13 protein-coding genes and 1 other annotated feature are annotated in these 12481 nt (G+C 47.5%); of the genes, 2 read left to right on the top strand and 11 right to left on the bottom strand.

Features of this window, described 5'->3' with window-relative positions; translation table 11 throughout:
- Positions 1 to 2: 2 nt before the first annotated feature.
- From GWK75_02040 to GWK75_02060, 5 genes are all read right to left on the bottom strand, one after another.
- Complete coding sequence (locus GWK75_02040; protein QHU91231.1) at positions 3 to 1460, bottom strand: hypothetical protein; 1458 nt, start codon at positions 1458 to 1460, stop codon at positions 3 to 5.
- 21 nt (positions 1461 to 1481) lie between these two features.
- Positions 1482 to 2834, bottom strand: a complete 1353-nt coding sequence (gene dnaB / locus GWK75_02045; GenBank protein ID QHU91232.1) for a replicative DNA helicase — start codon at positions 2832 to 2834, stop codon at positions 1482 to 1484.
- Entirely contained in the window at positions 2834 to 4258 is a 1425-nt protein-coding gene (gene dnaX, locus GWK75_02050; protein ID QHU91233.1) for a DNA polymerase III subunit gamma/tau, read from the bottom strand. The genes dnaB and dnaX overlap by 1 nt, the downstream gene beginning before the upstream one ends.
- 42 nt (positions 4259 to 4300) lie before the next feature.
- Positions 4301 to 4942, bottom strand: a complete 642-nt coding sequence (locus GWK75_02055; GenBank protein ID QHU91234.1) for a thymidine kinase — start codon at positions 4940 to 4942, stop codon at positions 4301 to 4303.
- Between the two features lie 106 nt (positions 4943 to 5048).
- Positions 5049 to 5564 carry a hypothetical protein gene (locus tag GWK75_02060; protein QHU91235.1) on the bottom strand — a complete coding sequence of 172 codons (516 nt, stop codon included), beginning with the start codon at positions 5562 to 5564 and terminating at the stop codon, positions 5049 to 5051.
- Positions 5565 to 5993: 429 nt separating this feature from the next.
- On the opposite strand from GWK75_02060, the gene GWK75_02065 reads away from it, so the two are divergent.
- The gene (locus tag GWK75_02065) at positions 5994 to 6311 is read left to right on the top strand and encodes a hypothetical protein (GenBank protein QHU91236.1); all 318 of its coding nucleotides are present in this window, start codon (positions 5994 to 5996) and stop codon (positions 6309 to 6311) included.
- 195 nt (positions 6312 to 6506) lie between these two features.
- Here the strand turns inward: GWK75_02065 and rplL are convergent, their stop codons facing one another.
- The 5 genes from rplL to GWK75_02090 form a co-directional block, all read right to left on the bottom strand.
- Positions 6507 to 6887: a 50S ribosomal protein L7/L12 gene (rplL, locus tag GWK75_02070; protein ID QHU91237.1), complete on the bottom strand. Its 381-nt coding sequence runs from the start codon at positions 6885 to 6887 to the stop codon at positions 6507 to 6509.
- Positions 6888 to 6976: 89 nt separating this feature from the next.
- Complete coding sequence (rplJ, locus tag GWK75_02075) at positions 6977 to 7501, bottom strand: 50S ribosomal protein L10 (protein QHU91238.1); 525 nt, start codon at positions 7499 to 7501, stop codon at positions 6977 to 6979.
- Between the two features lie 128 nt (positions 7502 to 7629).
- Positions 7630 to 7751: a sequence feature (ribosomal protein L10 leader region), on the bottom strand.
- Positions 7752 to 7774: 23 nt separating this feature from the next.
- Complete coding sequence (locus GWK75_02080) at positions 7775 to 9298, bottom strand: hypothetical protein (protein ID QHU91239.1); 1524 nt, start codon at positions 9296 to 9298, stop codon at positions 7775 to 7777.
- Positions 9299 to 9399: 101 nt separating this feature from the next.
- Positions 9400 to 10152 carry a hypothetical protein gene (locus tag GWK75_02085; GenBank protein QHU91240.1) on the bottom strand — a complete coding sequence of 251 codons (753 nt, stop codon included), beginning with the start codon at positions 10150 to 10152 and terminating at the stop codon, positions 9400 to 9402.
- Positions 10149 to 10868 carry a deoxycytidine triphosphate deaminase gene (locus tag GWK75_02090; protein ID QHU91241.1) on the bottom strand — a complete coding sequence of 240 codons (720 nt, stop codon included), beginning with the start codon at positions 10866 to 10868 and terminating at the stop codon, positions 10149 to 10151. Before GWK75_02090 ends, GWK75_02085 begins: the two co-directional genes overlap by 4 nt.
- Before the next feature lie 92 nt (positions 10869 to 10960).
- Between GWK75_02090 and GWK75_02095 the strand changes: the two genes are divergently transcribed.
- Positions 10961 to 11446 carry a dihydrofolate reductase gene (locus GWK75_02095; protein QHU91242.1) on the top strand — a complete coding sequence of 162 codons (486 nt, stop codon included), beginning with the start codon at positions 10961 to 10963 and terminating at the stop codon, positions 11444 to 11446.
- On the opposite strand, the gene GWK75_02100 is transcribed toward GWK75_02095, so the two are convergent.
- Positions 11439 to 12419 carry a thymidylate synthase gene (locus GWK75_02100; GenBank protein ID QHU91243.1) on the bottom strand — a complete coding sequence of 327 codons (981 nt, stop codon included), beginning with the start codon at positions 12417 to 12419 and terminating at the stop codon, positions 11439 to 11441. The genes GWK75_02095 and GWK75_02100 overlap by 8 nt on opposite strands.
- Positions 12420 to 12481: the final 62 nt, after the last annotated feature.

Here is a 12481-nt window from a genome sequence, read left to right on the forward strand (position 1 = left end):
TGTTACTGTTTTGTCGTGTAGACGTAGAAGCGATCTGCGCTCCGAATCTTGTGACTGGTGACGATGTGCGATAGTTCTAGATTTGGTACTCGAATGTGGCGAGAATCATGTGTCAACAAGACGGTCTTAGGCGTGTCGGTGATGTCTACTGAGACGCTGAATCGTTTGTCATAATGAGCTACTAACGAATAAAACGCTAGTTGATCTTTTGAGGCGACTAGACGAGTTGAATCTGCGTCTGTTTTGTTTTTTGCAAGGTATTGATCTAGAAGTGCGAGGTCACTTGAATAATGATCTAGTACCTGAGGGTTGTATGAGTAGTTGTTCATGTAGCGCATCATGCCTGAAAATATCAAGCCTACGACAAATATACTTAGCGGCAAAAGCCCAGTGACACGTGCATAAGGGTTTCGTGGAAATAGCTTATACCAGCTTGTGATCATTGTAGCCATACCCATTGCTATCATGAGGGTGCTGAGTGGATAAAGGCTCGATAGGTATTTTGGATTTAGGATGATGAGCGGCAACATGAATGTTGCCAAAATTAAAACTACATAGCTACGAGCGGTATATTTTACGGTGAAAAATTTGTATATACCTACAGCCATCAATATGACCACGCCAAGCGAATAAGTCGGTCGAAGTAGCGCGCTGGTTGAGGTAGAAAAGAAGCCAAATAGGTCTAGAGCAACGGTTTTTAGATTTGCGACGATATCAAACGATGCGGTTGGTACGCCAAGAAGCGTCAGTGCGACGGAAGGATTGACGATTGATGCGTATACGAGTGGCGCTATTGAGGCTAGTCCAAGTATCAGAGCTAGGATCAGGCGCGGTCGTGATATCTTGCGGATTATATAGCGAATGTGGGGATGAAACGATGCTGTAATCAGTAGTGCTATTACGACGTAAACACCGAGTGGTACATAGAGGGCAGTCGCCATGAGCACACACCCTATCACCTTCCAAAAAGTATTAAATATAGCGCTTCGTGTTACGTAAGTTCCAGCTGTTAGAAGCCATATAGTGACAAACGTAAATAAAATAGCTGGCGTGCCATCCTGAATCAAGAATAGGAATTGTGTAGTCGTTACCGCGAGGACTGTCGCGAGTACGGCGACATTTCTTCGAAACCAGGCGCGCGTCAGGAGACAGATACCAACGCTAGTTAGCGTACCAAGGATAATTGATGGAAGCTTGATTGTGAGCGTTGAGACGCCAAACACCATAAAACCTAGGCGTTGAAGTATATGATATGGCAAATTGACAACGGTTGCAGGGTCGAGTGACTGGGCTGACAGCGCGCCACTTTCGAGTGCACTTGACAATTCCGCCTCACGAAGTGATCCAGGAATGTATATCGAAGTGAGGCCTAGGATGACGACGACAATCAAAAAGATTAGGCTGTAGCCTATCTTGTATCGCCATCGATAGAGAGCGTAGTCAGTGACGTGTGATTTCATACTGCCTATGATTATATCACGCTACTCGTGCCGTTTGTCGAGCGACATAAAGCGAAGACGCTCTGGATGGAAGTACAGTTGAACTTTGCCGACTGGGCCGTTACGGTGCTTGGCGATGATTAGATCGGTGATATTTTGAACTTCAGGATTGTCTGGCTCGTAGTAGCCTGGTCGATAGATAAACGAAACTATATCGGCATCTTGTTCAATGGATCCCGATTCGCGTAGGTCAGCTAGCTGTGGAATTGGTGGTGTGCGACTCTCGACTGAACGTGATAGCTGTGAAAGGGCGATTAGCGGCACATTGAGCTCGCGAGCAATCAATTTTAAGCCACGTGAAATCTCTGAAACCTCCTGGACGCGGTTGCCGTTGTGATTACCGCTAGCTTGCATGAGTTGGAGGTAGTCAACGACGATCAGCCCGAGCGGCTGGTCGTGTGCTGCGCGGCGTGCTTTGGTACGCATCTCAAGTACGCTCAAGCCTGGCGTGTCGTCGATAAATATCGGTGCCTCTGCCATCTCGCCCATTGCTTCTGAAAGTTTCGAAAAGTCTTCATCACTCAGGTTGCCGGTACGGATATTCCAGCTATCAACTCCCGACGCGTCCGCTAGCATACGGTCGATTAGCTGTTCTTTGCTCATCTCTAGACTAAAGAATAACACTGGTAGTTTAGCAAGCGAGGCAACGTTATAGGCGAGGTTGGTGACGAGCGTCGTCTTACCCATCGCTGGGCGCGCCGCGAGGATAATTAGATCGCTACGTTGTAGGCCAGCCGTCATGTTATCTAGATCGCGATAGCCGGTACGAATACCGCGTAGTTGACCTTTGTTGCGATGTAACTCCTCGATACGGTCAAAGCTCTCTGTCAAAATACTCTCGATACTGATAAGGTCTTGTTTGAGCGACTGATCCGAAACGCTAAATAGTTCCGCTTCGGCTTTTTCGAGAAGCTCTTGGGTAGAGGTCTCTTCGTCAAACCCCATTTCGCTAATCTCAGCACTGGCTTTAATTAGGCGTCGGCGTACGGCTTTTTGAGCAATAATTTCGGCATAGCTATCAGCGTGCGCCGCGGTTGGCACGTAATTGGTCAGTTCGGTGAGATAGGCTGATCCGCCGATTGCTTCTAGCTCATCTTTCTTTTTGAGCTCTTCGGTAAGAGTCAGTAGATCCACCGGCTTATGTTTTTCGTATAGACGCATAATTGCCCCAAAAATTGCCTGGTGGCGTTTGTCGTAGAAGTCTTTTGGCGTGACGATCTCAGACGCATCAGCAACAATTTCATCGTCTATCAGGATTGCGCCAATCAAACTCATCTCTGCATCGAGATTTTGGGGCGGAACTTTTCCAGCAACAATTTCTTTTTTATCAGCCATTACAACTCCACTTCTTCTCCTCCGCCCATGATATCAAAGACGGCTGCTACCTGGCTATCTTTTGGTGGTGCAGACGATTCGAGGATCGATATATCAGTATTTATGACACCAATCGACTGTAGAGCCTCGGCGAGTGCGGGCAGGGCTGCATCAAGCTTATTTTTATAGAATTTCTTGCCAGCGTAGATTGTTAGTTTGTTGTCGTCAAAATTATATTTACAGTTTTTGATGATGCTATGCGCTCCAGTATGTGATGAAAGCGCTGAAACAAAGTCCTCCCATGAAAACGGCTGACCCGTCTCTGGTGCCTTGGATTCGTCAGATTGAGCTGACGCTGTACTATCCGAAGTGTCAAGTGTTTCTTTTTGTGTACCTGTTTGATCTTTGTTGGAAACTGGTTTTTGTTCGGCAACTTTGTCTGATTGCTTGTTGGCTGCCAGGTCAGTGTTAACGCTAGGCTTTGCTGGCTGAGCTACTGAGCTAGATTTAGGGTAATTGGTCAACGCGGTGAGTAGTTTAACGTGTGGCCAGGCGCTACGCGCAACATCGAGTAGGTTATCGAGTAGTGAGATGAGCTCTGGTTCTGCCGTAATGCAATTACGAATTACGTAAATTAACTGTTCAACTAGCGTGAGAGCTGGCGCTCCTTGTGATTCTGCGGTATCGAGTAGCTGAACGATTGTATGAATATCCTGTAATTTGTAAGCTTCAATCAGACGCTCAATTATGTCAGTTTCTGCTAGGCCAAGAACTTTCTCGATTAGCGAAACAGTAATCTCCTCATCTGAAATATTACGTAGCTGATCTAGTAGGCTGATGCTGTCGCGAAAACTTCCCTTGCCTTGATGTGCGATCAGTTCTAGCGCCTCATCGTTAATCATAATATTTTCAGCGTCAGCAATTTTGCGCAGATGTTTTGCGGCTGTATCTGGTTGGATCGCCCGAAAATTAAATCTCTGCACTCGGCTAATGATAGTCGCTGGTAACTTGTTCGCGTCAGTTGTGGCAAGAATAAAGACGATGTGCTCAGGCGGTTCTTCTAGTGTTTTGAGGAGAGCATTAAAGGCCTGTTTTGACAACATGTGGACCTCGTCAATGATATACACCTTTTTTCTGGCGCTACTAGGTGCAACCATGACTTTTTCGCGTAGGTCACGGACGTCATCGACTGAGTTGTTGCTTGCCGCGTCTATTTCGATAATATCTAGGTGATTGGTTTCGTCAGCATACGGTAGCTGGTTAATTTCGTGAGCTAATATGCGAGCAATCGAAGTCTTGCCTACCCCTCTCGGTCCAGTCAGTAAGTAGGCATGAGCGATATTGTCGCTCGCAATTGCGCGTTTTAGCATATCAGTAATATGAGATTGGCCAACAATCTCATCAAGACTTTTCGAACGGTATTTTCGATATAACGCCTGCCCCATATGAATTTATTATACCTCGAGAGAGGTGTTTACACTGTTGTATTATTTCGTGATTGCGCCTGGTGACGAGGCGTTGTCGAGATAGCACTGTCCACAAAGCGACTGATAACGCACTCTAGTTGGGTCGTTGTCAATCCAGACTATCGGTTCACCGACATGAAAGTTTCCGTCCACAAATCGACCGTTAAACTCCGCTTGCTGACCACAGGGACACATCGTCGGCATCTTTTTGACCGTATCAGCCAGCTCAAACATGCGACGTGTGCCTTCAAATAAATGTCGTTGAATATCAGTGCGAATACCAAACGCAATCACCGATGTATCGTCGATCTTTGCAATTTTCTCTAGGTCATCTACTTGCTCGGGAGACATGAAATTAACCTCGTCCACTAGGACACATTGGACGGCTCTATCGCCAATTAGCTTGTGCAGTGTCTCGTATACTGGGGTTGAATCTTCAAATTTGGTCTCATCAGGGAGTTTGTCGCCAGCTTTGTGCGTCGCTATGTCGATTGGCCATTCTTTGCCAGCGCGTGATGTTGTAAACCCAGGTTTACGCATGCTCATTTCTGGCATCATGGTCACAACTTTTAGTCCATTTTCTGCATAGTTAAAGGCGGTACTGATCATCGTATCGCTTTTACCACAATTCATCGCTCCATAGAGAAAATGCAATTTTGCCATGTTAAATCCCCCTGCCCACCTGTTGATTTTTATCGTCTATTGCCTCTAGTATAGCCTAGCGGCGATAGGCCTGTCGTGGGTAGTTTTTACAATATGGCTATTTGGCCTAAAGTGCCGCCTCAACGGCCGCCCAGGTAGCGTCTGGGTTGTCCTCTGGTACGATGATCGTGACTTGGTCACCGATATTGATTCGGAAATACGTAACACTAGCAAGTAGAATTCGATATTCTCGACCTTGGGCTTCGACATAGTATGCGCCATCGTGCTGGACAAGCGTGCCGATGATTTGCTTGCGTGGAATTGGACCGATTTGCTTATAGATAAATCCACCATCATTGGCGATAGTGAGCTTAAGGATATCACCCTCGACAAGCTTTGACTTGCTTGCATAGTTGGCTGGTACAGGATAGCTCTTGCCATCTGGACCAATCATCACTTGCCCGTCAAATACACCCTCAATAACTTTGCCCGATACATCTTCGCGGGAGTTAGTAGGTGTGACGACATGTCCATCGTCTCCGAGGATACTCATCAAGAGCTCCTTGGCAGCGGCTAAGTTGGTTTCCGCCTCTTGAATTAGCGATTTAAGTCGCTTAACTTGTTTTTCTGGTAATTCAGACATCTGGTAAATCTCGCAATCTTTTGTCTGTGTTTTGTTATATCAACCCATTATATACATCTCTATGGGTAAAAAGTCAAGAACAGAAATTTTCCACAAGGTTTTATGAGGTGAAAACAAAAGCGTTGTAAAAATTATCGATAAAACCAAAGAAAAATGCCCAGATCCACGCACCAACTGTACGTGAGATCTGGGCCTATAGGGCGACTAGTGATGGCTCTAGCCGTCCAGCCAGCCGTCCCAGTCTTGTCTCCAGGGCGTGGAGGGGCGCTTAAACTCCCCTCCACACCGGCAGGTCCATCCTAGGCAACCGCCCTTGGGGCCGCGTATCCAATCCTTTCTGTCGCGCCTTCTTGTCTTTTGGTAACGCCCATGGGCGTTACCAGAAAAAATCCAACAGCGCTGCCTTTTTCGTTTCGACCGCTGAGGTCTATGAAACTTTTTGGCCATCCTTTCTCCTATTCTTCTGGCCAGTTTTACTATAGTAACATAAAATGTAAGAAAATGCAATATAGCGATAAAACCAAAGAAAAATGCCCAGATCTCACGTACAGTTGGTGCGTGGATCTGGGCTGGGGACGATTAGCAGTATTCGTGCTGCCATTCGTCCGAAAAACCTCTGCGCAAAAGTGCATTGCGCTTGAGGTTATCACAGTACTCACAGCCGGGGCAACCGGCGTGAGCGAAACTGTTTCCACCCTTCGATCGAAGGCGCAACTCTTTCAGGCGACGCTTCCCGGCGTTACCTGAGAAAGGGCGGTGATCCTTATCTCGTTTCGACCGTTGAGGCCGACGAGAGCTTTTGGTCATTTTTTCCTCCTCTTAACGACCAATATCTATATTGTAGCATAAAATATACAAAAAAGCAATACCCTAATAAAAAATACCCCAAAATCTGGGGTATTTTTTGCAAAATGACAAAAGCGGTCTTTTTTTCGAGGTAACTTACGCGACTTCGACAGTAGCACCAGCCTCTTCGAGGGCTTTCTTGGCTGCGTCTGCGTCGTCTTTGCTGACCTTCTCTTTGATTGGAGATGGCGCGTTGTCGACGAGGGCTTTTGCTTCGCCTAGGCCGAGACCAGTAAGCTCTTTGACAGCCTTGATTACAGCAACTTTTTGCGCACCAGCGTCTTTGAGGGTTACGGTAAACTCAGTCTTTTCGTCGGCTGCTGCACCGGCTTCAGCGCCAGCAGCAGGACCAGCAACAGCGACAGCTGTGGCCGCTGGCTCGATGCCATATTCGTCCTTGAGGACATTTTTGAGTTCGTTTACTTCGAGTACTGTGAGCTTGGTTAGCTCTTCAGCAAGTTTCTTTACGTCTGCCATGGGATATTCTCCTTATAGTACTTATCTATAAACCCAGATATATTTTCTGGGGTTGGCTTGATATTCTAATGTAATTTGAGCGTAGTAAACTACGCAGTAGCTTTGTCAGCGACGCCATCAAGCAATGCATGGAGATTGCCAGATAGGCCGTTGGTAACATCGTGAACTGGTGAAAGCAGTTGAGCAACCACCTCGGCGATGAGTTGCTGTTTGCTTGGAAGTCCAGCAAGCGCCTTGACCTCAGCTTGCGCGAGGGCAAGACCATCTCCGCTAAATCCAGCGACAAGCTCAAGTGCTGGGTGGGTTTTTCCAAACTCATTTAGCACCTTTGCTGGCGCAACCTCGTCATCAGCACTAAACGCGTAGAGAAGCTGACCAACGAGTGCCGACGTGTCTGTCTCTTTGTAGGTGTCGCTACTGCTCATCGAGATCCGTACGAGGCGGTTCTTGACGACCTTGATGACGACACCTTCGGCGCGTGCGCTTTTGCGGAGCTCCTGGAGTTCAGCAACGCTGATTCCCTGGTATGTTGCGACTGCTGTCCCCTTTGCGTTAGCAAAGAGTTCGGTAAGTTCACTGACCAAAGCTTGTTTCTTATCTTTGGTGATGGCCATAGATAATAATCCTTTCGGGGTGAAAGCTTCTAGCCGCTTTGAACTAAGAACTAGAAAAACTTTCCTGCTCTGATATTTTTAAATGTATGACCGCGTTGTCAATGTTCGACATCTCTTGGTGGAAGTGTCGCCAAAAACAAAAATCTTTGGCTACACGACCAAAGACCTCTCGGAAAAGTATAATTCCCTCGGTGGCTAATTAAGTGATATGTCTCACAGCCACTGTCTCTGGTGAATGTCTAAGCTTTATGATAGCAAATTATGGGTAAAACGTCAAGAGATGCGGCGTAGTAATTCGTGAGCACGTGGACGGCTGAGTGGAGTTAGATCGTCTTGTCCGAGGTGCTTTTTTTGGGCACGAAAGTCTGCAAGAGCGACTGTGTCCTCTTGGGTTAGTGTATATGGCTGACCCTCGGCTAGTCTATATGCGGCGTGAGCGGCACTGCCGATGCGTGCATCGATACGGTCCGTCACAGTGCAAAACTGAATTTCCGTATGAAGTGGTAGCGGTTCACCCCAGCGCTGGAAGCGGAATGTTACTTTGCCTACCTGATAATCTCCGTCTTTGACGTCAACATCACGAGCCATCTCGTCGACATCTGTATAACCCATGCCACGAGCAACGGCCGCACGGTACTCGCTTGAGCCTTTGACATGAAAGGGCTTTGTTCGGCTCGGCGATGGTGTGAGGACTATCCGTGGATCGAGTTCGGCCTTTGTCATGATGGCACGAAGTTCGCGTCCAATCTGCTCAGGATCCTGGACTATAACTGTAGCACCGATGATATCCATCGGTATCTGATCTTTTTCTAGGCAGCTTAGTTTACGCAGAATTCCGCCTAGGGTTTTTCGGCGCCAGACAACTCGTAGATCGCGGTCAAGACACTTGCCTTCTCCGATAATAACACCATGTTTATTGGTGTGGGTCAAGACTTGTCTTTGATTGGTCTCGCCGAGGACAGCCCGAAGCATTGTTTCGACTCGCTGTTCGACGACTTCGGGACTGCCGAGCTCTTCAATTATAGTCTGCGCTCGCTGTACAAGGTGTTCTTGCCCTGAGTGTTTGGCTTTTAGGATCTCGGATTGGCTCTGTAGGCCCATAGCCAGGCCATCAAACCCGATAAACTCCGAAAGAGGTGCATAAAACTGCTGGGCTTGGTGGATATGCCTATAAGTATCTGTTGTAGCTTCGGCCTTATCAGAGTGTAGCCACTGGAGGGTTTCGGCAGAGCCAATTAGTAAAGACTCAATATTGACGCCCTCCTGAGAGCGGACTCTTAAAATATCTGTTGCTCTAGTGCCAAGAGCGCGCGCTCGCCACTCTTCGGGCCGAACCTCCAGTCGGTTGTTGATGTCGGTTAGGAGGTCAAGTCGACGCTCCTCCTGGCCGTATTGCTCGAGAACGCGGCGCTCCCAAAAGTTATTGATAACTTGTCTATCTTGTAAAAGCCCGAGCACATTTAACTGCTCTTCTGGGGTTTCTTTTGACTCATGGCGATATACGCGCAGGGCGTGAGTTGCTTCGTTCGTGTGGCTTGGGATGTCGAGGGCGTCGACAATACCTCCTAGTGTGGCAGCGTGATAAGTTTGGGGGGTCAGAAATTTGTCGCAAAAATCTGAAATTAGAGTGTTGGTTTGGGCCATTGAAACCTGTTGCTGACGGATAGTAGCTGGGTCTTCTAGGGTTGTACTCCAATAATCGTGATAGGCACTTCGAACAGCATCCGAAGCAAGCGGGAACGCATGGTCAGGATAGGCTACTCGTTTTCTAGCCTTCTGAATACGACTTGTGTCCATTCTTTGATTTTAGCATAAAATAGCCAAAATGTCAATTTATGGAGCGAGGTGTCGAGTATATTGATTGGGATGTTGCTGATGGCTTAGAATGGCGCTTCTTGCTAAAATTTTTGAGCGTTTGTATTGTCGTCTTGTAGCCCTGGGAGTAGTCTGCGCCTTTGAATCAGTGTCATGATTTGCTGGTGAACTTCCTCGATTGGTCGCATCTTGCCCGCGTCATCAAGTGCATTGATCGGAATAAACTCTTCAGGCAGGATCTCGCATAGTTCGTCGTAGTTTCGGAGCGCTAGCGTCAAGTGGTTGGTATCTGCCTCGTGAATATCGCGTTTTGCCGTCGTATAGCCATGAGTGTCTGCGTCCTTGCGGTCGACATTTGCTTGAGCAGTAGTGGCGTCTGCGCGCAAGACGATATTCAAGTCTGGTCGTGGCTCTCGAAGGACTTCATACTCTAGCTCTACCATCTCGCGGTAGAACTGTTGGCGTTTTTTAGGAGATGAAATTTTTGTCCCTTGATGAGCCATGTTTGAAGCTGGGCTACGATCGCTGACGACTATGCCGTTTGGTTTCGCTAGATGGTTACGAAGCGTCGACAGGGTATCGGCGTCGGCCCTATCGAGGGCGTATGCCAGTGACGCTAGGTCGGCGGGAACGTCATTCGCCTGGCCGTATTCGCCACGCAAGTAGCGCTCAACATACCGAGCTGATGGTTTGCCGTATTGAGGGTAGCGCATCGCCAAGACGTCAAATCCAAGTTTTTTAAGTTTATCTACTAACACCTTGGCCTGGGTACCCTTACCTGAGCCGTCGCCACCTTCGATGGCGATATAAACTCCTTTGTGTTGTCGCGACATCATAGCATCCCCTCGCTTAATCCGTTGATTTTCTTCGGTTTTCTGCGCAAATCCTTGTGGTTACGAGGTAGCATGGCTTCAGGTCGCCAATTAGCAATTAGCTCGTCTAGGTTGTCGGTTGATTGATATTTGCCGCTCATGCCTCCTCGACCCCGACTGTAATCTCCATCAACCTCACCAGTTTTATGAAACACTAGCTGCCCCATTCGTTCCCCGACTGGCAATACGACACTCTCGTGCTTGTTTAAGTTGTATATCTCGAGGGTAATTCGGTTGATGTAACCTGGGTCTACCCAACCAGCGTCGAAACAAACTGCCACGCCATTGCGACCCCAGCTTGATCGAGCACGCACTTCGGCGGCTCCACCGTGGGCACGGATGCCGATAAATTCATGAGTGTGCGCCAGAATACGTTCACCGGGACGCAGGACGATTATCGGATGGTCACGTGGAATATTTTTGAATGGACGATAGCCGTATTGCTCACACCATTCGTGATGAGGTATGGCTTTTAGTGGTCCTTTGAAGTACTGGGCAACGTCCTCTTCGTCGAACGGATTATAGATGCGATTATCCTCGCGGACTTCTTGTTTATAAAAATAATAGCCTAACGTAAAGTCCAGACTAGCTTCACTGACATGGTCTGGCTCAAACGGAACGCTTACAATCGTACCTTCACGAATCGCTGTTTTGATTTCGGTATTGCTATAAACGCTCATACGGCACTACCCAAAGAACTGTAAGTCATTTTTATTGTAAATCCCCCTGTTATTACCATTAGTATATCACGCTATTTGATACAATAAAGTGTATGAAAAGCATCGTTGTCGCCTATGATCGTGCCCGAGGTATCGGTGCAAATAATGACCTATTGTGGGGTCGAGATTTACCAGCAGACCTTCAGCATTTCAAGGATCTAACTGCTGGCGGGTCGTTAATCATGGGGCGTAAGACGTTTGAATCGATTGGACGCGCTTTGCCTGGCCGCGAAAATATCGTTGTAACGCATCGTCCGCTTGATGCGGTTGATGTAATCGCGGTCGATAGTCTCGCTTCGGCATATCGGTTAGCACATGGCAATCAGTTTATTATTGGCGGTGCGAGTATCTACGAGCAAGCGCTATCTGATGTTGACGTAGTTTATGCGACGGAAGTCGACCAGGTGTTCCCCGAGGCGGAGGTGTTTTTCCCTTCGCTTGGGGAGGACTGGCAGGAGCGTTCTCGCGAATCATTTGAGGCTGATGACCGTAACAAATATCCTTATGACTTCGTTACCTATGTTCGTATTGCTAAATAGCAATTTGTGCACGAATTGATGGGTGCGATTGATAATCGACAACCTTGAAATCTTTGGCGTCAAAATCACCAATATCGGTAATTTCAGGATTGAGTTCTAGTCGTGGTGCTGGGTAGGTTTCGTTACGGCGCGACAATTGCTCCTTTATCTGATCGATGTGATTATTGTATATATGTGCACTGCCAAATGTATGTGTGAAATAGCGCGGTGTACGACCGGTAGTTTGCGCCATGGCGCTCAGCATCATCGCATACTGCGCCATATTGAATGGTACGCCCAAGAACCAATCTGCACTTCGTTGATAGAGCTGCATATCGAGGTATTTTTTGCCCGTCTCTGGATTGCGTTGATCTGATGCGTTGAACTGAAATAGAGTATGGCATGGTGGTAAACCGCTTTTACTCATTTCTTCGATTTGTGCTGCATTCCATGCACTGACGATTAGACGACGCCCCATACTGCGGTCTTCGTTTCGGATTGCTTCCTGGACATTTCTCAGCTGATCGATTGGCTGACCGTCATAGCCTTCCCAGGCACGCCATTGATGGCCATAAATTGGTCCTAGGTCACCGTATTCTGACGCAAATTGATCATCGTTGAGAATTTTTTCTAGATAAGCAGACTTTTTGGTGCTCCACTCTTCTGAACCTTGCTTCGGGACGGTTTGGTTTGTCCGGCGTAAATATGATACAAATGGCCATTCGTCCCAGATGTGGTTTTTGTGCTCAGCTAGGTAGCGGAGGTTTGTGTCGCCATGAAGCATCCAGGCTAGTTCAGAAGCGACAGTGCCAAACGGCACTTTTCTGGTCGTAAGCGCCGGAAATCCCTGGCGCAGGTCGTATTTCATCTGTACACCAAATAACTCTCGAGTTCCAACACCGGTGCGATCGTCCCTCGTTTCTCCGTCGAGCAATATGCTTTCGGCTAGATCGAGATACTGATCCTCATGGCTCGGTCGTAATGTTTCTTTCATTATTTTATCCCCCTATTCATTGTTGACGATATATTGATTATATATAGCATAATTTGCTTATA

The organism is Candidatus Saccharibacteria bacterium oral taxon 955 (genome assembly GCA_010202265.1).
Lineage (GTDB): Bacteria > Patescibacteriota > Saccharimonadia > Saccharimonadales > Saccharimonadaceae > Saccharimonas.